General features: G+C 71.9%; 15 protein-coding genes. 6 read left to right on the forward strand and 9 right to left on the reverse strand.

The genetic code is table 11. The features are described from left to right. The first annotated feature begins 635 nt into the window (after positions 1-635). The 3 genes from DEI94_RS00770 (at position 636) to DEI94_RS00780 (ending at position 7,586) form a co-directional block, all read left to right on the forward strand. The gene (locus DEI94_RS00770) at positions 636-6,260 is read left to right on the forward strand and encodes a hypothetical protein (RefSeq protein ID WP_111027315.1); all 5,625 of its coding nucleotides are present in this window, start codon (positions 636-638) and stop codon (positions 6,258-6,260) included. A 57-nt stretch (positions 6,261-6,317) separates the two neighbouring features. Continuing rightward, on the forward strand, positions 6,318-6,623 hold the full coding sequence (locus DEI94_RS00775) for a hypothetical protein (RefSeq protein WP_146244051.1): 306 nt from the start codon (positions 6,318-6,320) through the stop codon (positions 6,621-6,623). A 204-nt stretch (positions 6,624-6,827) separates the two neighbouring features. Next, the gene (locus tag DEI94_RS00780) at positions 6,828-7,586 is read left to right on the forward strand and encodes a hypothetical protein (RefSeq protein ID WP_284183725.1); all 759 of its coding nucleotides are present in this window, start codon (positions 6,828-6,830) and stop codon (positions 7,584-7,586) included. 101 nt (positions 7,587-7,687) lie between these two features. Here DEI94_RS00780 and DEI94_RS00785 read toward each other — a convergent pair whose 3' ends face one another. The 8 genes from DEI94_RS00785 to DEI94_RS00820 all read right to left on the reverse strand — a co-directional run bounded on the left by DEI94_RS00785 (position 7,688) and on the right by DEI94_RS00820 (position 15,944). After that, positions 7,688-9,418 (reverse strand): galactose-binding domain-containing protein, encoded by a 1,731-nt coding sequence (locus DEI94_RS00785; protein WP_111027316.1) that lies wholly within the window; start codon positions 9,416-9,418, stop codon positions 7,688-7,690. Between the two features lie 95 nt (positions 9,419-9,513). Further along, positions 9,514-10,767, reverse strand: a complete 1,254-nt coding sequence (locus DEI94_RS00790; RefSeq protein WP_111027317.1) for an RNA polymerase sigma factor — start codon at positions 10,765-10,767, stop codon at positions 9,514-9,516. Beyond that, on the reverse strand, positions 10,764-11,150 hold the full coding sequence (locus DEI94_RS00795; protein ID WP_111027345.1) for a YciI family protein: 387 nt from the start codon (positions 11,148-11,150) through the stop codon (positions 10,764-10,766). Before DEI94_RS00795 ends, DEI94_RS00790 begins: the two co-directional genes overlap by 4 nt. A 121-nt stretch (positions 11,151-11,271) precedes the next feature. Then, positions 11,272-12,462: a Fic family protein gene (locus DEI94_RS00800; RefSeq protein WP_111027318.1), complete on the reverse strand. Its 1,191-nt coding sequence runs from the start codon at positions 12,460-12,462 to the stop codon at positions 11,272-11,274. 156 nt (positions 12,463-12,618) lie between these two features. Continuing rightward, entirely contained in the window at positions 12,619-14,187 is a 1,569-nt protein-coding gene (locus DEI94_RS00805) for an alpha/beta hydrolase (RefSeq protein WP_111027319.1), read from the reverse strand. Between the two features lie 164 nt (positions 14,188-14,351). Next, positions 14,352-14,975: a class I SAM-dependent methyltransferase gene (locus tag DEI94_RS00810; protein WP_111027320.1), complete on the reverse strand. Its 624-nt coding sequence runs from the start codon at positions 14,973-14,975 to the stop codon at positions 14,352-14,354. 115 nt (positions 14,976-15,090) lie between these two features. After that, positions 15,091-15,402: a hypothetical protein gene (locus DEI94_RS00815; protein WP_111010280.1), complete on the reverse strand. Its 312-nt coding sequence runs from the start codon at positions 15,400-15,402 to the stop codon at positions 15,091-15,093. A 137-nt stretch (positions 15,403-15,539) separates the two neighbouring features. Continuing rightward, positions 15,540-15,944 (reverse strand): arsenate reductase ArsC, encoded by a 405-nt coding sequence (locus tag DEI94_RS00820; RefSeq protein ID WP_111027321.1) that lies wholly within the window; start codon positions 15,942-15,944, stop codon positions 15,540-15,542. A 149-nt stretch (positions 15,945-16,093) separates the two neighbouring features. On the opposite strand from DEI94_RS00820, the gene DEI94_RS00825 reads away from it, so the two are divergent. Then, complete coding sequence (locus DEI94_RS00825; RefSeq protein ID WP_111012057.1) at positions 16,094-16,705, forward strand: TetR/AcrR family transcriptional regulator; 612 nt, start codon at positions 16,094-16,096, stop codon at positions 16,703-16,705. 76 nt (positions 16,706-16,781) lie between these two features. Here the strand turns inward: DEI94_RS00825 and DEI94_RS00830 are convergent, their stop codons facing one another. Next, entirely contained in the window at positions 16,782-17,582 is an 801-nt protein-coding gene (locus DEI94_RS00830; protein WP_111027322.1) for a sugar phosphate isomerase/epimerase family protein, read from the reverse strand. Between the two features lie 151 nt (positions 17,583-17,733). Here DEI94_RS00830 and DEI94_RS00835 point away from each other — a divergent pair, with 151 nt between their 5' ends. Further along, the gene (locus tag DEI94_RS00835) at positions 17,734-18,978 is read left to right on the forward strand and encodes an MFS transporter (RefSeq protein ID WP_111027323.1); all 1,245 of its coding nucleotides are present in this window, start codon (positions 17,734-17,736) and stop codon (positions 18,976-18,978) included. A 123-nt stretch (positions 18,979-19,101) separates the two neighbouring features. Further along, positions 19,102-19,947, forward strand: coding sequence for a helix-turn-helix transcriptional regulator (locus tag DEI94_RS00840; protein WP_111027346.1), 846 nt, complete (start codon positions 19,102-19,104; stop codon positions 19,945-19,947). Positions 19,948-20,114 lie beyond the last annotated feature (167 nt).

Raw genomic sequence — 20,114 nt, forward strand, 5'->3', positions numbered from 1 at the left:
GCACCAAGGGCAGGTCGCGTTCGGAGTCCAGCTGAGCCGCGAGGTCGTTGTGCAGGTCGATGAGCTCGGCGAACGGGACCGGCCATCTGCTACTGGACGCCACGTCCTTGCCCTCGACAGCGAACAGGAATTCGTACGCGTTGCGATCACGGCTGGGTCTGAGGAGTCACGATGTCGAGGACGATGAGCAGCACCAGCGAGGCCGGCAGGACCGCCGCCGCGATGACCAGGGCTGCGAACCGCCTTGTACGGAAGCCCTTCTGAGATGGTCAGAGCGACAGCGCTGACGACGTCGACCGCACGTCGGATTTGACGTTCATGGCACTGATGGGTGCAAAGGCTCGGACGCTTGCCGACGCGGTGATCGATGAGGGTCCTGACAGCAACTACGTCCTCGGCCGCGGAATCACTGGGGACCCCTCGGACAGGGGTGCTCAGCGCCGTCACGCTGCTCGCTAGCATCGCGCCTGAGTGAGAGTCGCTCGTACTTCTCACCGATCGCACTCTGGGGGAAGCATGGCCGGCATCGTGGCGCGGACGCATCCGGCATCGGCGTCGGCCGCATGAACCACCGCGGACGTGGCCTGCGCCCGAGAGGGTTCTTGGGCCGGGCTGCCGTCGTCACGATCGGAGTCATGGCCGTCGTCGCAGCCGCGCTGACCGCGACACCGGCGACGGCCGCGTCGCTCAGCGTGGCCCCGGTGACGTCGGTCACCGGCCACGTCGCGAGCCCGGCCCTCGTCGCCGCCGCGTCGGCATCCTCCACGAGCGTCAGCACGCCCGCGGTCAGCCGGCTCTCCGGGACGTACACGGTGGCCCTGAACGCGACGCGCTGGACCGCGGTCGGCGGGACCGGCATCCAGGTCAAGTCGCAGGGCAGCTCGTCCAGTGCGGTCCGGAGCGTCTCGATCAGTGTCGTGAGCCCGACCGCCGCCCAGGCGCGGCACCTCGACGGCCTGGCTCTCGACATCAAGCGGACCGATCGCACCACGCGGTCCGGGGCGGTCCAGCTCCAGGTGCCGAGGAGCCTGCTGACGAACGCCGGCGGCGCTGACGTCGCGGACCGGACGACCTGGGTGACCCTGCCCGCCGGAGCGGCGCTCTCGGCGACGAACGCGACGGCGGTGACGACGACGGCGAGCTCGGGCTCCGTCGTGCTCACCCCGAAGGTCACCACGACGGCGACCACGGTCGCGGCGACGAGCGGACCGGTGTCGGCCAGCGGCACTGGATCGTTCGCCGCGGCCCCGACCGTGCCGTCCGCGGCCCCGACCGTGCCGTCCTCCGCTCCGACCGTGCCGTCCTCCGCCGCGACCGTCCCGTCGTCCGCTCCGTCCGTCGCGTCCTCCGCCCCGGACGTCGCGTCCTCCGCCCCGGACGTCGCGTCCGCCGCCCCGGACGTCGCCGCGCAGACGGGGTCCCTCTCGTGGACCTACCCGATGACGGTCCCGCCTGCGCCCGCGGGCCCGACCCCGCACCTCGCGCTCGCCTACGACTCGCAGTCGGTCGACCGCGAGACGGGTTCCACGAACAACCAGCCCTCGGCGATCGGCGACGGGTGGAGCCTCACCGGCGGCGGCTCCATCCAGCGACAGTACGTCTCGTGCTCGCGGGACGACAGCGCCGCCGTCGCGACCTCCGGCGACCTCTGCTGGAGGACCGACAACGCGACCCTCGAGCTCGACGGTCACAGCACACCCCTGGTCCGCGACAGCGCAACGGGTGCGTGGCACCTGCAGACGGACGACGGGTCCCGCCTCGAGCACCTGGTCGGGACGGCGCACGGCTGCGCCGCGAACGGGACGTCGGACACCGACTGCTGGCGCCTCACGACCACCGACGGCACCCAGTACTGGTTCGGGCTGAACGAGCTGCCCGGCTGGGCCAAGGGCAAGGCCACCACGAACTCCGCCTGGACGGTCCCCGTCTTCGGGAACGGTGCCGGTGAGCCCTGCCACGCGTCGACCTTCGCGTCATCCTCGTGCATGCAGGCGTGGCGGTGGAACCTCGACTACGTCGTCGACACGCACGGCAACGCCGAGGCGTACTACTACGACGCCGAGACGAACAGCTACGGCAAGGACGGCAGCAGCACCACCTCGTACATCCGCGGCGGACAGCTCGACCACGTCGACTACGGCCTGACCAGGAGCACGGTGTACTCGTCGAACGCGGCCACGGCCCGGGCCTCGTTCGGTTACGACGTTTACGGCCGGTGCAGCGACACCACGCACAAGACGTGCACCAAGGAGAGCATCACCGCGGCGGCGACCAAGCCGGCCACCGCCTCCGCCTACCCCGATGTGCCCTGGGACCAGTCGTGCAGCGCCAGCTGCTCCGCGCACCGCGTTCCCACGTTCTGGACCGACGCGATGCTCGACACCGTCACCACGAGCGTCCGTTCGGGTTCGGGCTCCGCGACCGTCGACAAGTGGACCCTGTCGCACTCGTTCCCCTCGCCCGGCGACGGCACGAGCGCGGCCCTCTGGCTGACCCAGGTGCAACACACCGGGTACGCCGGGAGCACGAGCATCAGTGAGCCCGCGACCAGGTTCGCGGGTGTCCGGATGCAGAACCGGGTGTCCGCGACGGGCGGGCTGGCGCCGCTCGACAAGTGGCGGATCTCGTCGATCACCGCCGCGACGGGCGCGGTGACCTCGGTGAACTACTCCGCACAGCAGTGCACCGCAGCGCGGGCGACGGCGATCGAGGCGGCAGCGGCGAGCAACGACGAGCGGTGCTTCCCGCAGCCGTGGGCATCGTCCGTGGTGCCGGCGGCCGCAGCGCGCCAGGACCTGTTCCACGAGTACGTGGTCACGAGCGTGGTCCGCGACCCGAAGACCGGCGGCGGGAACGACCCCGCGCAGGAAACCGACTACGTGTACACCGGCGCGCCGGCCTGGAGGTACGACACGAGTCCGTCGACGCCGGCCGCGCAGCGCACGTGGTCGGTCCCGGCGGGCTTCGACCGGGTCGAGGTGCGCGAGGGCGCGCCCACGACACCGGCGGCCCAGAAGACCACGGACTACACGTTCTTCCGGGGCCTCGACGGCGATCGCGCTGCCGCCGGCGGTGGGACGAAGACCGTCGCCGTCACCGGGACGACGACCCCTGACGCGCGGTGGTTCGCGGGCCGGGTGTACGAGGAGAAGGACCTCGACGGGGTCGGCGGCTCGCTGTTGTCCGACACCGTGCACACACCGTGGGCCGGGAGCGTCGAAGCGAACGACGGCCTCGACACGGCCCGGGTCGTCGCCGACGGGAACAGCACCACCACGGAGCCGATCGCGTCCGGTGGGAGCCGCACCACGCAGACCACGGCGACCTACGACGCCCACGGGGACCCGACGTCCGTGACCACCGCGACGTCGGACGCCGGCACCACGTGTGTCACGACGTCCTACGCGCCGGCGAACACCGACGCTTGGATCGTCGACCTGCCGCAGGAGGTGACGGAGACGGGCGCTGCCTGCGGTGGCGACCCGGGCCTCCCGGCCGATGTGGTGTCGGACACCGAGACGAGCTACGACGGGCACGCGTTCGGCGCCGTGCCGACGGTCGGCGACGCGACGTCCACCCGGAAGGTCACGTCGTACAGCGGGTCCACACCCCTGTGGACGACGACCGACACGAGCACGTACGACGCACTCGGTCGGAGGACCGGATCCCGTGACGCGCTCGGCCGGACGACCACGACCGCGTACACGCCGACGGTCGGCGGGCCGGTCACGCGCGTGACCACGACCAACCCGATGGGCTGGACGAGCACCACCGGGTACGACGGCACGCGCGGCGAGGTCCTCACGCAGACCGCGGCGGACGGCGGCCTCACCACGACCGCGTACGACGCCCTCGGGCGCCGTACCGACGTGTGGCTGCCCGGTCGGCCACGCGCGACGTACCCGACGTCGCCGTCCTCGGCCTACGCATACACCGAGTCGCAGACCGCGCCGTCCGCGGTCGCCACCACGACCCTGAACGCCACGACGAGCGTGACGACCGACACCCTGTTCGACGGCCTCGGGCAGCAGGTCCAGACGCAGGCGCCGTCGCCCTCCGGCGGCTCGATCGTCAGGGACGACCAGTACGACGCCCAGGGGCGCGTGGTCGTCGTCGACCACGACTACTGGGCGAGTGCGGTGGCGCCGTCGGCCAGGCTGTTCGTGCCCGCGAACCAGCAGCAGATCCAGTCGTCGACCCAGACGCAGTACGACGCGGCCGGCCGCACGCTGGCGACGGCCACGCGGTCCTTCGGCAAGGAGCTGTACCGGACGACGGACACCTACCCGGGGAGCGACGAGGTCGTCACCACGCCGCCGAGCGGTGGGATCCCGACGGCGACCTCCACGGATTCCCTCGGGCGGCGGACGAAGCTCGTGCAGTACCTGGGCAGCACCCCGTCGAGCAGCGCGGGGGCCGACACGACCACGTACGGGTACGACGCCGCCGGACGGATGACCTCGATGACCGATCCGGCCGGCAACGAGTCGCGGTGGACCTACGACCTCCAGGGCGACCAGGTGTCCGCCGTCGACCCCGACTCCGGGACGACGACCGCCACCTACGACCTGGACGGCGAGCAGCTCACCCGGACGGACGCGCGGGGACGGACGGTGGCGTACACGTACGACGACGACGGCCGGAGGACCGCCGAGTACGACGGCAGCACCAGCGGCGCGCTGCTCGACTCGTGGACCTACGACAGCCGCAAGGTCGGTCAGCTGACGTCATCGTCGAGCTACACGGGCTCGGTGCCCGGTGTCCCCGGCGCCGCGTACACGACGTCCTACTCCGGGTACAACACCTACGACGAGCCCACGGGCGAGACGATCTCGATCCCGTCGGCAGCACCCGCGTTCGGTGGCACGACCTACACGCTCGCCTACGGGTACGCGGTGGACGGTTCGCTCCTCACGACCACCTACGGAGCGATGGGGGGCCTCGTGGCCGAGAAGGTCGTCACGAACTACAGCGCGCTGGGTGACCCGGTCGGGATCGGTGGCGCGGCTGATTACGGTGACGTCCTCGTGAACGCGCTCGGCCAGGTCGCGCAGATCGACCGTGGCGGAACCGTGGCGAACTCCTCCGCCTACTCGTACGACGAAGCGACCGGGGCGCTCACCGGCATCGAGGACCGGACCGGCACCGGATCCGCCACCGTGGTCCAGGCCGACCGGACCTACCACCGGAACGACGCCGGCGTCATCACCTCGGCGGTCACGACCGGTGCGGCGGGGGCCGAGACTCAGTGCTTCGGACACGACTCGCTCCAGGAGCTCACCGACGCCTGGACCCCTGCCTCGGGTGCCTGCGCCAGCACTCCCACGGCCGCTGGCCTCGGCGGCGCTGCGCCCTACTGGCACAGCTACACCTACGACACCGGCACCGGGAACCGCCTGTCGGAGACCGATCACTCCGTGACCGGCGGTCCGGACACGACGAGCACGTACGCCTACCCGGCAGCGGGCTCCAGCCAGCCCCACGCCGCGCAGTCGGTCACCACGACCGACGGGACCACCACGACGACCGACCAGCTCACCTACGACGCGGACGGTGACACCACGAGTCTCGACGGGCGGACCGTGGCGTACGACGCCGGAGGCAGGGTGCAGTCGATCAGCACTGCGGACGGCACGCAGACCCAGGGCGACGTCTACGACGCCGAGGGCGACCTGCTGCTGCAGGATGACCCGGTCGACGGCGCCTCCCTCCTCATCGGCGACACCGAGCTCCATCAGGCGCCGGGGTCGACCACCCTGACCGCGTCGCGCACGTACTCCGTCCGGGGCATCCCCGTCGCCGAACGGGACACCGACGGCACCGGTGCCGCGACCGTCTGGTTGCTCGACGCCGACGTCGACGGGACCGTCGACCTCGAGAGCAACTCGAGGACCGGCGCGGTCGTGCGGCGGTGGTTCGACCCGTTCGGCGTCGCCGTCAGCAGCGGTGCCGGCTGGAGCTCCGACCACGGGTTCCTGGACCAGCGGACCTCGAGCTCCACGGGGCTGACCGAGGTCGGACCGCGGGTCCTCGACACCGCGCTCGGGCGGTACCTCGCCCCCCAGACCGTTGCCGGAGCCGGAGCCGGAGCCGACCCCGGACCGACGGGCGTGCAGCAGACGAACCGGTACACGTACGGCGCGAACGACCGGGTGACGCCGACTGGTCCGGGCGGCGCGTGGTCCTCTACGGTCACTGGCCCGCAGGCGTCGGCCGGCCTGGAAGACTGCCTCGACCATCACCTCTACGAGTGCGGATGACGGGATTCGGGTTGTGGTGAGTCGGGAGACGGGCCGAGTTGTGGCGATGAGACCTCAATGATCGACGACGGTACGCGTGCTCGAGGCAACATCGCTCACGCCCAGCGTCTCATCCTCCTATTGCAATCCGGAGCCACGTCGTTCCGGGTTTTCTGCTCGGAGATCGAGAATTCGCTGCGAGAACTCGACGGATACTTCGATGCTCATGGGTCGCTCATCGATAGTTGGGAGTACTTCGAGACCGTGAATGCCCTGATGCTGGAGAGTGAAGCTTTTCGCCCAGACGTACGGACGGTAGAACAGCACGTGAATAGACTGCGCGAAAACCTCATGCGCCTCTCCGAGACGTCATCAGGAGAATGACGGCATGGGAGTGCAGCGAGAGCGAACACGGAGTCGGCTCAATCCTTCTGCGCCTTTTCGCTGCTTGCTCCGGTCCGCGTGTTCGGGTCCCGACAGTCCCGTCTCGGTCCCGACCGTCAGTTCGCCGCCGAGCGCGCGAACCAGCTCGATGCGCTGACTGGGATTCGGGGATCCGTCGGAAGTGATGAACAAAAAGGAGATGGGATGGCTGGTCGAACGGCCCGCGATGCACTCGAGCAGTACGCTCCCGTTACCTGGTCGATAGGGCTACTGCAAGCACCGGCTGAGCAGGTGGCCGAGCAGCTGTGCAGTTGGCGTGAGGAGATCGGCCGAGCGGTCACGTCTGCAGCGCTGCCGTCAGGGCTGGGCGCAGCGATCGACGCGCTTGCTCCATACACCGCACCCTGGACTCGCGAGGTGGTGCTCGGAACGAACGGACAGTGGTCGGCGATCTTCGACAACAGCGCCATCGGCGGGGACCCGACGTCGAGTGTGAGTTACCTAGCGGGACGGCTGCGAGTGCCAGGACTGGTCGTATTGAGAACGCCTTATCGACCTGACGCGAAGGGTGCGCGACATTCGTACCAAGGGACCGCGTTTCGCCTGTACAGCCCAGATCCTGTTCCGGGCGCTCGAGATGGCAATGGCCTGCGTTCGGTAGACCTCATCCAGGATGACAACCGTTGGCATTTCGGCGCATGGGGTGAGCAACAAGAGTACGAAGACGTCGCTCGCTACGCGAGTCGGCGAGTACGGGACAGGTTCGACGAGGAACTCCTCAGGACGTACTGTTCCGCTCTCGGCGCGGACTACCTGGCGGACGACTTCTTCCGTGGCCCCTCGTACCTGATCCGTTCACACCCCGCGCGCGGCTTGCGGAATGCCGGGAGTACGTTCGCCGAGATCCGACAGAGTGCGGGACTGCCGCCCGATTGGCCCGAATCCCCGAGCGTTCCCGACTGATCGAGTCCGAGGAGGCGCGCTCGCATCTGCTGAGGATGGGTCCTGCTCAGGGTGCCCCAGAGTCAGAGACAGCATCACCGGGCTGCTTCGGTCAGGGCTGATCAGCTGACCCGCACAGACCCCGTCTCGATCCCGACGTTCCCGTGCCCGTCGAGCGCGTACACCGCGATCTTCCACACGCCCGCCGTGCTCGGCGCGCTGATCCGGAGGGTGCCGGCGCCGGTGCTCGTGGCCGAGACCTGCTGCATGGCGGCATTGCCGTCGATGTACTTGCTCGTCTCCCATACCTGGTAGGTGATCGGGTCGCCGTCGGGGTCGGTCGCGGGCGCAGAGACCGCGATGAACGAGCCCGGGGCAGCGCCGGTCGAGGGCGTCAGCGTCAAACTCTGGATCACCGGCGGGGTGTTCCCGGTGGCGGACCCGCGGTAGGCCCGCTCGACGGCGTAGTACCCGAGTCGCTTGAGCCCGTCGGTCCGCAGGTTGAGCCAGACGCCCGGCTCGTCGTTCTCGGTGCCGTAGTTGAACATCGTCGCGCCGAGCGCCACTCCCGGGTCACCGACGATGTCGCTCCAGGCGTTCGTGTAGGCCTGGGCGGCCGCGGTGTCCGTGGGCTGGCGAGGGATGCCGTTCGCGTCGTCCGCGACCTCCCACGAGCCGGCCGGCCCGGTCTCGGTGACGAGGTAGGGCTTGCTGTACCCGCCGCTCGCCCAGGCCTGCTTGACGCCGGAGATCCCGTTGTAGGTGTTCACGGCGTACAGGTCGAGGTCCGGCGCGTACTTGGCGTAGTACGCCCAGGCGCCGGTCCAGGCGTCCGTCGAGGTCACCGGGTGGTTCGGGTCGATGGCGTGGATGGCCTTCGCGACCTGCTCGACGTACTTGGCGTACGCGACGCGCTCGGTCTCGCTCTGGCCGATCATGACCTCGTTCCCGACGTCCCACATGAGCAGGCCCGGCTTGCTCCGGTAGGCCGTGACCGTCGCCTGGATGCTGGCGAGCGTCGACGACTCGTACGACGTGTTGGTCGCGTAGTCGGCGTTCTGGTCGAGCCACAGCCCCGCGACGACGTGCAGGCCGTTCGCCGCGGCGGCGTCGAACAGCTGCCCCGACGACGAGTCCGTGCCCCAGGTGCGGACGGTGTTCGCGCCCATCGCGGCGATGTCCGGCATGGAGGTGGCGGCCTGCGCATTCGCGGGCCCGAACGTCACGCCCTTGACGACGTACGGCTTGCCGTCGACCGCCAGCTGCCAGTGCCCCTGCGTGCCGGTGACGTGCACCCCGGTGGTCGGGGCGGCGCTCCGGGTCGGGGTGGGCGTCGGCGTCGCGGCGACCGGGGTGCCCGACACCTGGAACTCCCACAGCGAGTACCCGTACTGCGTCGCCCGCTTGACGCCGAGCATCCGCACGTAGCGACCGGTGGCGGCGACCTTGGTCGTGGTGACGCCACCCGTGCCGGCGGTCGTGCTCGCGACGGTCTTCCAGGTCGTGGCGTCGCTCGAGACCTGCAGTTTGTAGGCCTTGGCGTAGGCGGCCTCCCACCGGAGCGTGATGCTCGAGATCGCGGCCCGAGCGCCGAGGTCCACCCGCAGCCACTGTGCGTCGCTCCGAGCACTCGACCATCGCGTCGTCGTGCTGCCGTCGACCGCCATGGCTGCCGTGTGCGCCGAGCTCTCGACCGAGGACGCCGTGACGGGCTTGCCCTGTGACAGCAGGGTGGCGGCCGCGCTCGCCAAGGACGGCGTGCGGACGGCGGCCAGCAGGACGGCCAGGAGGACCGCGGCGACCACCATGACCCCGGTCCGGACAGCGGCGCTGGCGCCGGTGCTGGATCGCATCGAGTTCCTCTCGTCGGCCGGACCAGGGTAGGCAGCGCCGCGCGGATCACGCGACCCTCGGACGAGGGGATGTGGGCGAACCGAGCAATGAGCGCTCACCCCCGCTCGATCCCCGCGTAGACCGCCCGCCGCACGAGTAGGTGATCTCGCTCGGCCGCGTTCTCGACCAGGGCGAGTGCGCGATCGCACGCGACCACGGCCTCCTCGGGCCGCCCGCTGCGGTGGAGGAGCTCGGCGCGCGTCGCCGCGAGGTGGTGGTTCCGGGCGAGCTGGGGATCGTCTCGCAGCCGGTCGAGTTCGACGAGCGCGGCGTCGGGGCCGTCGACCTCGGCGGTGGCGACCGCCCGGGCGAGCAGGACCATGGGGGACGGCCACGCGCGGGCGAGCGCGTCGTACAGCGCCCGGATCTGCCTCCAGTCCGTTGCCGCGGTGGACGGCGCCTCGGCGTGCAGGACGGCGATCGCGGCCTGCAGCGCGAAGCGTCCGGGCCGGGGCCGGAGCGCTCGGAGTGCGCGGTTGCGGGCCTCCTCGATCATGGCGCGGTCCCACCGGCTCCGGTCCTGGTCGGCGAGCGGGACGAGCGCGCCGGCGGCGTCGACCCGCGTGCTGCGTCGGGCGTCGGTCGCGAGCATGAGCGCGAGCAGGCCCTGCACCTCGGGGTCGTCGGGCATGACCGCCACGAGCATCCGTCCGAGTTCGATGGCCCGGTCCAGGAGGTCCGGCTGCAGCAGTCCCGCACCGGACGGAGCCGTGTGGCCGGCCGTGAACACGAGGTGCACGGTGGCGAGGACCATCGGCAGCCGGTGCGGGAGCTCGGCGGTCGGCGGGGTGCGGAACGGGATCCGCGCGTCGTGGATCTTCCGCTTCGCCCGGGTGAGCCGGGCTGCCATGGTCGCCTCCGGCACCAGGAGCAGCCGCGCGGCGTCCGCGGTGGGGATCCCGCACACCAGGCGGAGCGTCAGCGCGAGCTGCGACTCGGGGGCGAGCGCGGGGTGACAGCACAGGAACACCAGGTCGAGGCGGTGATCGGGGGTGTCCCGCGGCTCCGACGGGGATGGTGACGGATCGGGCTCGACGAGCAACGGGAGCTTCCGTCGCAGCGTCATCGCCCGGCGGACGGCGTCGAGTGCGCGACGACGGGCCACGGTCGCGAGCCAGGCCACCGGGTCGTCGGGCACGCCGCCGGTCGACCAGGCCTCGATCGCCGTGGCCGACGCCTCCTGCACGCACTCCTCGGCCAGGTCGAGATCGCGCGTCACCCGCGCCGTGGCGGTGAGGAGGCCCGCCCACCCGCGGCGGTGGGCCTCCTCGAGCGCTGCGCGCACGACCGCCGGGGTCGTGCCCGTCATGCCCCGTCGGCGGCGGGGACGCCCGGAGCCTGCCCGGAGGCCGCTCCCACGTCGCCGCGGACCCATCCGCCGACCACCGGCCGGACCTCCACCGCGCCGCCCTGCCACGTGGCCGGGTTGCGGGCGGCGATCGCGAGTGCGGCGTCGAGGTCGGGCGCCTCGATGATGCCGAGGCCGGCGATGACCTCCTTCGTCTCGGCGAACGGGCCGTCGCTGACCACGCCGTCCCGGACCGTGGTGGCCACCTCGGGCGGTGTCAGCGCGAAGGCCGCCACGAGCGCGCCCGACGCGATGAGGTCGGCCGCGTGCTGGTCGTGTTCGGCGAGGTCCTCGGCGGTGGCCGGACCTGCACCGGGGTAGATGAGGATCGCGTACTGGGTCATGTCGTCTCCCGTCGTCGTCGCCGGTGGTTCCACCGGTACTCCCTTGTCGAACGGGGTGTGCGGGAATCGACAGGCGGCGCGGACGACGTTTCCACAGGGGCAGGGTCGGGACGCGTTCCGACTACCCGCGGCGCTCTGCCGTGATGGCGTTCCGGATGCGCAGGTCGAGGTCGTCGAGTTCGTCGAGGACGTCGCGCGCCGCGAACACACGGTCACGCTTCCGGTCCGTGACCTCGTGGATCACGCCGGAGTCCTCGAGTCGAGCGACAGCGCGGAACACCGTCTGCTCGTCGCGATGCGTCTCATGGGCCATCTGCTCGACGGTGAACACCGGGAGCGCGAGGAGATGGTCGATGACGTCCTCCGCGCCCGAACCCCGGCGTGGGCTGGCGGCGGCACGCCAATCGGAGGGCAGAGTGCGGAACAGCGCGGCCGTGTGCTCCGACTCACGGGCGGCGATCTGCGTGGAGAGCGCGATGTCCTCGACGATGCGGTCCGCGTCGCCATCCCGGTAGGCAGTGAGCGAGTCGAAGTAGTGCTCCGTGTCGGCCGAGAGCGCCGAGGCGACCGGGACGACCGTGCTCCGGGCGACGCCGCGACGGCGGAGCACGGCACCGAGGAGCGCTCGTCCGATCCGGCCGTTGCCATCGGTGAACGGGTGGATGGTCTCGAACTGCGCGTGCACGATCGCGGCCTGCGCCACGGGATGGACGTCGTCGGCGTTCGCGAACGTGATCAGGTCAGCCATGAGGTCGTCGACGGTCTCGGCCGGTGGCGGGACGTAGAGCGCGCCTCGCGGACTGTGGTCGCTGCCGCCGATCCAGTTCTGGACGTCACGGAGTCGCCCGGCGGAGACGCGCTCGGACGGATCTTCCGACATCAGGGCGTGGTGCGCGGCCAGGATCGCGTCGAGGGTGATCACCGGGTGCGCGGTGTCGATCAACTTCGTCATGGCGCGACCGGCGGACACCATCGAGACGGCTGATGAGTTCGACCGGACCCCGCCCAACGCACGCGCGAAGTCCTCGACGGACGCCGTGACGTGCTCGATCTTCGACGAGGCGACGGACTCAGTCCTGACGAGGAACCCGGCGAGCGGTCGGAGGACGTCGGCGTAGGTCTCCTCGAGCGTCCGCACCTCGCGCATCGCGCGCTCGAGTTCTCGCGAGGCCACGGCCGTGAAGGGGAGCCCGGCGATGTGCGGTGGCACCGAGACGTCGACCTCGGTCAGGCGCCGATCGGCAGAGGACCCACGCCGTGAGGACGGAGTCCACGGAACGGTCCGGAACGTCCGCGCGGGCCAGGACACCACGTCTCCCTCCTGCACACAACTGACATCAGCGAGGGTCAAACTATCAGTTGTGGCCCGTAAGTGACAGTAACGGCACCGCTATTCTCACTTACGAGCGACAAGTGACAGTAACGGGAGCGTTGCTGTCACTTCCGAGGCCAGCGGGCAGGCCCCTTCTCAGCGGCACCGCGGATCGCGACTCGGCACGAGCCCCTGCACCAGGTACGCGTCCACCGTGTCGTCGACGCACTCGTCGCCGTAGTTGTACGCCAGGTGCCCCTCGCCGACGTGGGTGACGAGGTGCCCGGACGGGAACAGCGCGGCCAGGGTCTTCGCCTGGTGGTACGGGGTCGCGGGGTCGCCGGTCGAGCCGATGACGAGCACGGGGTCCTGCCCGCCGTGCGTCGGGGGCGGCGGGGACGCGACCATGCCGTCCGGCCACTGCCCGCAGGTGACGTCGCCGTACGCCTGGTAGCGGCCGAGCGTGGGTGCCGCGTGCGCCAGCTGCTTCGCCTCGTGGCGCATGTCCGCGGTCACGTCGTCGGCGCCGCCGTCGAGGCAGCCGATCGCGGTGAACGCCTCGGTCGCGTTGTCCCAGTACTTCCCGTTCGACCGCCGGCCGTTGTAGGCGTCGGCCGCGTGGAACGCCTTGGCGGGGTCACCGGCCGCGACGCCGCGGAGCATCGTGGTCAGGGCGGGCCACTGGGTGGTGCTGTACAGGTCGTTGACGATCGCGGTCGAGAGCGTCGCCCCGTCGAGTCGCCGACCGTCGCTCGCCATCAGGGGGTCCGTGTCCGCCGCGTGCAGCAGGTGACGGATCCGGCTCATCGCGTGGTCGACGGTGCCGGTGAAGGGGCAGGTGGCGTCGCCGACGACGGCGCTCTCCGATCCGCGGACGCAGGCCCGGGCCCAGGCGCGGAGGTCGCCCTCGAAGCCCTTCGCCTGGGCGACGACGCCGTCGGTGGAGGTCGGGGTCCAGATGTCGACGGCGCCGTCGAGCACGAACCTGCCGACGTGGTGGGGGTAGAGGGACGCGTAGACGCTGCCGAGCTCGGTGCCGTACGAGTACCCGAGGTAGTCGAGGCGCGGCATGCCGAGGTCGGCGCGGAGGAGCTCCATGTCGCGGGCGGCGCTCACCGTGTCGACGTGCCCGAGCAGCGCTCCGGTGTGCTCGGCGCAGTCGTGGGCGAACGTCCGGGCACGCTCGCGGTCCGCGGCGAGCCACGTGCTCGATCCGATGGTGCCGGGGAGGACGCTGTAGAGGTACCGGTCGAGCTCGGCGGCGCCGCCGCAGTGCACCGCGCTGGAGTACCCGACGCCGCGGGGGTCGAACCCGACGACGTCGTAGTGCCGCGCGACCGTGGCCGTGACGGCGTTCCGGACGCTGCTCCCGACGAGGTCGACGCCGGACTCACCCGGCCCGCCGGGGTCGACGAGCAGCGTGCCGAGGCGCTTGCCGGTGGCGCGGTGCTCGATGAGCGCCAGGTGGATCGCGCGCGTGCCCGGGTCCTCCCAGTCGAGCGGGGCCTCCACGGCGGCGCAGCGGTCGTGACCGCACGCGGTCCAGTGGACGGCCTTCGTGAACTCGCCGAGGACCAACCGGTGCGCGATCACCGGCCCGGTCGTGAACGCGGCGATCGCCCCACCGATCAGCCCGGCGAGCACCGCCACCACGATGAGCAGCAGGACACCCCCGGTGCGGCGTTCGGTGGTCCCCGGATGCTCCCCGGTCGTCCAGTAGGTCACGTGCTCCCCCTCGTCGGCCCGGGAACGCTACCAGTCGTGCCATCCGCCGCGGTCCTCCCCAGAACGGGGATGTGGAGGGTCCCCGCAGCACACCCGGTGGGGAGGGCCGTCACGGCCTCACCCCGCGGGTCCCTCCGCGTGGACCCTCCGCGTGGGCCCTCTGGTCAGGGCAGGCGCGTGGCGCGCACCACGACGTCGTGGAGCACGACCGGGCCGCTGCGGCGCACGATCTCGCGCCGCGGCTCCTCCGCGCGGTCGACGCGCCAGTCGGGTCCGTCGAACAGGGCGGCGACGTCGGCGGCACCGACCATGGCCTCCTCGGGCGGTGCGGCGTCGTGCCGGTGGTGCGACCCGTGTCGGTGCCCGACGACGAGCAGCGTGCCGCCGGGCGCGACCCACCCGCCGATCCGCTCGTAGAGCGCGAGCTGCGGGATCGTGGCGTGCGCGTAGGCGGTCGTCACCAGGTCGAAGCGGCGCTCGGGCTCCCAGGTGGTCAGGTCCGCGGCCACCCAGGTCACCGCGTCGGGGACCTCCGCCACGGCTGCGCGCCGTGCGCCGCGTTCGAGCGCGGTCGGCGCGATGTCGACGCCGGTCACGTGCCAGCCGTGCTCGGCGAGCCACACCGCGTCCGTCCCGGTGCCGCACCCCGCGTCGAGCGCGGAGCCGGGAGGCCCGGCCTCCGCCGCCTGCACGAGGTACGGGGTGGGAGTGGTCGGCCCCTCGGCTTCGTCGCCGTCGGCGTCGCGCCAGTGGGCGTCCCAGGAGTCGCGGTCGAAGCCGATCGTCATGACGGCATCATGCACCCCGGGCCGCGCCCGGGCGAGCCGTGCGTGGGCGACTCGTGCTCGGCCGACCTCGCGCGGGGGCCCGGGCGCGAGAGCCCGGGCGCGCAGGGCGGAGCCGTCAGGGACGCCCGGTCGCGTACTGGTTCGCCGTGATGAGCCGGTACGTCACGTCGGGGCCCGAGTCGGCGACCTTCACCCACACCCGCTCGCGGTCACTGAACTTCATCGACACGCGGTCGTAGGCCTCGCCGCCGATGCGGTGCCCGGCGAAGTACGACGGCCGGCCCTCGGTGCTCGACAGCAGGACACCGACGAACTCCGCGTCGGTCGGGGGTTCGCTCAGCAGCTCCGCCGGGTCGAGCTGCAGGATGATCACCTCACCGCGGACCACGTTGCCGGGGGTGCCGTCGGAAGCGTTGCGTTCGGTCATCGTCGACTCCTGCTCTCCGGGCGATCTGAGGACAGCGTAGGCGCGGGCCGATGGAAGCGGTAGGGCCGCGGGAGCGGTCGGGCTGCAGAAGCGACCGTGCCGCAAAAGCGACCGTGCCGTCGATCGCGCCGGACGGGTCAGGCGTCGAGCTCCGCGACGAGCGCCGTGACGCGCCGCCGGATCTCGTCACGGACGGGCCGCACCTGCTCCAGCGGCAAGCCCGCGGGATCGGTGAGCTCCCAGTCCTCGGAGCGCTTGCCGGGGAACACCGGGCACGCGTCGCCGCACCCCATGGTGATGACGACGTCGGACGCGCGGACGGTGTCCGTCTCGAGCACGGTCGGCCGACCGGCGGTGATGTCGATGCCGTCCTCGGCCATGGCCGCCACCGCCACGGGGTTGATGTGGTCCGCCGGTTCGCTGCCCGCCGACAGCACGGTCAGGCGGTCGCCCGCGAGGTGCTGCAGGTAGCCCGCGGCCATCTGCGATCGCCCGGCGTTGTGGACGCACACGAACAGGACGGTGGGGCGGTGGTCGGTCATCGTGCTCCGGGGCCTCGTGGGGCGGTGCGTGCCGCGGGACGTGCGGCACGGTGAGCAGGTTGCCCTCCCCGTCGCTCCGGTGCAACCCGACCGGCGGCCGATCTCGGGAACGTGCCCCCGGCCCTCCCGGCTGGCGCTACGTTGGGGGCGTGACCAGCGCTGGAGCCGCCGAGGACGCCCCACGGCGCGGGTACCGCAAGGGGGCGGAGCGGCGCGCGCAGATCCTCGACGAGATGATCCGGATGGTCGCCGAGCAGGGGGTCGACGCGTCGTCGATCCGTTCTGTGGCGGACGCGCTCGGCATCTCGCACGCGGCGCTGCGGCACTACTTCTCGTCCCGGGACGAACTCCTCGTCGCCGTGTACCGGGAGCACGAGGTCCGCACCGTCTCGGCGGCCGAACCCCCGACCTCGGCGATCGGGGACATGCGCGAGAGCACCGACCGCAACCGGTCGGTGCCCGGGCTGGTGCAGCTCTACACGACGCTCGCGGCCGACGCGGTGCAGGAGGGCCACCCGGGGACGCGGGAGTTCATGCGCGAGCGTTTTCGATCGCTGCGCCACGACCTCGCCGAGCTCATCCGACGCGACCAGGAGGCCGGGCGGATCCGCGCGGACCTCGACGCGCAGGACCTCGCCTCGCTGAGCATCGCGGCGTCCGACGGGCTGCAGGTGCAGTGGCTGCTCGACCCCGAAGCCGTCGACGGCGCGCGGGTCCTCCGGCTCCTCGAGTCGATCGTGCCGCCGGGGCCGGCCGCCTGATCGGGACGGCGCTGCCGATGGGAACGGGGCGGGGCCGCGCCGGATCACCCGGTGCGGCCCCGCTGCCGAGCTCAGCTCAGTGGTCGTTCTCGCGCAGCCAGGCCAGGGACTCGGCGATGCCCTCGAACACGTCGCCCTTGTAGGCGTCGAACTCGACGACACGCAGGGCCTGCGGGGCCGCGGCGAGGATCGCGGCGACGTCGACGTCGCCCTGACCGGCGGGGGTCTGGTTCTCGAACGCCGCCTTGAGCGCGTCCGGCACGACGAGCGCGCTCTCGCTCGACGGGAGGGCCGTGGCGATGTCCCCGGTCACCTTGCCGTCCTTGACGTGGATCGCGACGACGCGGTCGCCGAGCCCGCGGAGCACGGCCGGCGCGTCCGCGCCGCCGACGGTGGCCCAGAACGTGTCGACCTCGAGGACGACCTCGGGGGCGAGCTGCTCGACGAACAGCTCGTAGATCGGACGACCGTCGACCTTGTTCGTGAACTCCCACTGGTGGTTGTGGTACCCGAAGCGGAGGCCGGAGCCCGCCGCCTGCTCGGTGAGCGCGTTGACGCGCTCGGCGAGGCGCTTCGCGTCGTCAGCGGTCTGCCACCGGTCCGTCGGGATGAACGGGTCGATGACGGTCGTGATGCCGAGGCGCACGGCGGCCTCGAACACGGCCTCGGGGGCCTCCGAGTCGATCACGGCGGCGTGACCGGACGGCGCGGTGAGGCCGGTCGCGGCGAACACGCGCTCGTAGTCGTCGACGCGCTCCTGGAACGCGTACGGCTCGACGTGCTCGTAGCCGATCTCGCGGACCCGCGCGACGGCGGCGTCCAGGTCGGCCGCGACGGCGTCCCGCAGCGAGTACAGCTGCACGGAGGTGATGGGCATTCGGAACTCCTTCGGTCCTGGCAGGGGTGTCCACCCGTCACGGCCGTGGGATGCTCCGGCGTCGTCGACAGGATCGGGACGACGCTACACGCAATACCTTCCGGTGTGTAGTTTCCCCGGCGCGTCCCGCGGCGCCGTTACGATCCGGAGCGTGACCGACTCCCGTTCCGGTGCCGACGCCGTCGTCGACCGCCGTGTCCTCGTCCGATGGCGGACCGCGATCATCGTCGCGTTCGGCATCGGTGGCATCACCCTCGCCGCGTGGGGACCGCGCCTGCCGGAGCTCCGCGCGGAGCTCCACGTGACGACCGGCACCATCGGCGTCGTGCTCGCCGCCGTCACCGTCGGGTCCGTCGCCGGGCTGCTGCTCGCCACCCCGCTGCTGCGGACGCTCGGGAGCCGACGTGCGATCGCGAGCACGATCCTCCTGGTCGCCGTCGCGCTCGCCGTCATCGGTCTCGCCGCCGCCCTCGGGTCCGTTCCCCTGGTCGCCGTCGCGTTCGTCGCGGCCGGGCTCGGGATCGGGTCCCTCGACGTCATGATCAACGTCGAGGGCACGGCTGTCGAGGCCGCGATGGGCCGCACCTTCCTGCCGCTCATGCACGCGGCATGGTCGGGAGGCGCGGCACTCGGGTCCGGGATCGGTGCGGCTTGCGCGGCGCTCGGCATCGCACCGTCGGTCCAGTTCGTCGGCGAGGCCGTCGCGATCGCCGTGGCGGGCCTCGTCCTGACTCGCTCGATCCCGGCCGGCGCCCGGACCGAGGAGCCGGGGGAGCCCCAGACCACCGGCCGCAAGGTGCTCGAGTGGCTGCGCGGATGGGCCGACTGGCGGCTCCTGCTCATCGGGGTCGTCATGCTCGGCGTCGAACTCGGCGAGGGGTCCGCGAACAACTGGCTCACCCTCGCCACCCGGGACGACCACGGCGAACCCGCAGCGGTCGCCGCGCTGTTCTTCACCGTGTTCGCGCTCACCGAGGCCGCCACCCGGGCACTCGGCGGCCCGTTCGTCGACCGGTTCGGCCGCGTGTGGACCGTCCGCGTGACGGCGGCGCTCGGCGTGCTCGGCGCGGTCGCGTTCATCCTCGGCGGGACCTGGTGGATCGCGCTCGTCGGGGTGCTGCTCTGGGCGGTCGGGGTGTCGATGGGGTTCCCGCTCGGCATGTCCGCCGCGGCCGAGTCCGGCCCGGACCCCGCCGCGCGGGTCAGCGTCGTCGCGTCGATCGGGTACTTCGCGAACTTCGCCGGTCCGCCGGCCATCGGGCTCCTCGCCGAGCGGTCGAGCGTCCTCACCGCGCTGTGGCTCGTGGCGGCAGCGTTCGTCGCCGCGTTCGTGGCCTCCGGGGCGCTGCGGCCGCGGACGGCGGGGCCGACGGGAGCGGCGGCGGCCCGGGCCTGAGTGTGGTCGGACGCTGCTGCGTGGTCGTGCTGTGCGCGGTCGGCTGCGGCGCCGGCGTCGTCCGCGGCGTCCTGGGACCGGTGGACCCAGGACACCGCCGCGCCGGTCGCGGAGACTGGACGGGTGCAGACCTGGGAGTTCGGACGGACGGTGCGGCGCTGGCGAGACCGCGTCGCGCCCGAGACCGTCGGCGTGCCCGTGGGCGGCCGCCGACGTGCGGTGGGCCTCCGGCGCGAGGAACTCGCAGCGCTCGCCGGGATCTCCGCCGACTACCTGACCCGGCTCGAACAGGGGCGGGCGACCTCGCCCTCGGCGCAGGTCGTCGAGGCGATCGCCCGAGCCCTGCGGCTCTCCGACGCCGACCGCGACCTCCTGTACGACCTCGCGGGACACGCCGCACCCGGCCCCGACCTCGTGCCGTCCCGGATCTCGGCGAGCGTGCAGCGTCTCCTCGACCGGCTCGCGACCACCCCGGTCGCCGTGTACGACGCCACGTGGACGCTCATCGTCGCCAACGCACCGTACGACGCGCTCATTGGACCCACCTCGACCTGGCGCGGGATCGAGCGCAACGCAGTCTGGCGCAACCTGATCGGCCCCGGCACCCGCGTGGTGCACAGCCCCGAGGAGCTCGCCGCGCTGCAGGCCGGTCAGGTCGCCGAACTCCGCCGTACCGCGAGCCGCTACCCGGCCGACCGGTCCGTGCAGGCCCTCGTGTCCGAACTCGCCGCCGGGAGTCCACGGTTCGTCGAGCTCTGGGAGGCCGAGACGGTCGCCGCGGACCGTGACACCGTCAAGCGCAAGGTCGTGCAGCACCCGACCGTCGGGCCCATCGCGCTCGACTGCGACGTGCTGGTCGTGGCCACCGACGACGTCCGCATCATGCTCTACACGGCCGAGCCCGGCACCGAGGACGCCGAGCGGCTCGCCCTCGCGATCGTGCTCGGGACGCAGACGCTCGTCGACTGAGCCCACGTCGGACGGGAGGTCCGCTGCTGCGGTGGGCGCGCCTCCCGGATGACTCGCGAGTCCGGCTGCCGCTCGAAGGTGGGTCGCGGGTTCCGGCTGCCGCCTCGGGTGGCTGGGGGCTCGTGGGGCTCGGGTGGCTCGGGGAGGGGCTCCCGGGTGGCTCCCGG

The sequence above is a fragment of the Curtobacterium sp. MCBD17_040 genome, assembly GCF_003234805.2.
Classification (GTDB): Bacteria; Actinomycetota; Actinomycetes; order Actinomycetales; family Microbacteriaceae; genus Curtobacterium.

Bases quoted from the DNA above. Each gene is read 5' to 3' on its own strand.
- DEI94_RS00770 (WP_111027315.1), top strand. From the start codon at position 636: ATGGCCGTCGTCGCAGCCGCGCTGACCGCGACACCGGCGACGGCCGCG.
- DEI94_RS00775 (WP_146244051.1), top strand. From the start codon at position 6,318: ATGATCGACGACGGTACGCGTGCTCGAGGCAACATCGCTCACGCCCAG.
- DEI94_RS00780 (WP_284183725.1), top strand. From the start codon at position 6,828: ATGGCTGGTCGAACGGCCCGCGATGCACTCGAGCAGTACGCTCCCGTT.
- DEI94_RS00785 (WP_111027316.1), bottom strand. From the start codon at position 9,418: ATGCGATCCAGCACCGGCGCCAGCGCCGCTGTCCGGACCGGGGTCATG.
- DEI94_RS00790 (WP_111027317.1), bottom strand. From the start codon at position 10,767: ATGACGGGCACGACCCCGGCGGTCGTGCGCGCAGCGCTCGAGGAGGCC.
- DEI94_RS00795 (WP_111027345.1), bottom strand. From the start codon at position 11,150: ATGACCCAGTACGCGATCCTCATCTACCCCGGTGCAGGTCCGGCCACC.
- DEI94_RS00810 (WP_111027320.1), bottom strand. From the start codon at position 14,975: ATGACGATCGGCTTCGACCGCGACTCCTGGGACGCCCACTGGCGCGAC.
- DEI94_RS00815 (WP_111010280.1), bottom strand. From the start codon at position 15,402: ATGACCGAACGCAACGCTTCCGACGGCACCCCCGGCAACGTGGTCCGC.
- DEI94_RS00820 (WP_111027321.1), bottom strand. From the start codon at position 15,944: ATGACCGACCACCGCCCCACCGTCCTGTTCGTGTGCGTCCACAACGCC.
- DEI94_RS00830 (WP_111027322.1), bottom strand. From the start codon at position 17,582: ATGCCCATCACCTCCGTGCAGCTGTACTCGCTGCGGGACGCCGTCGCG.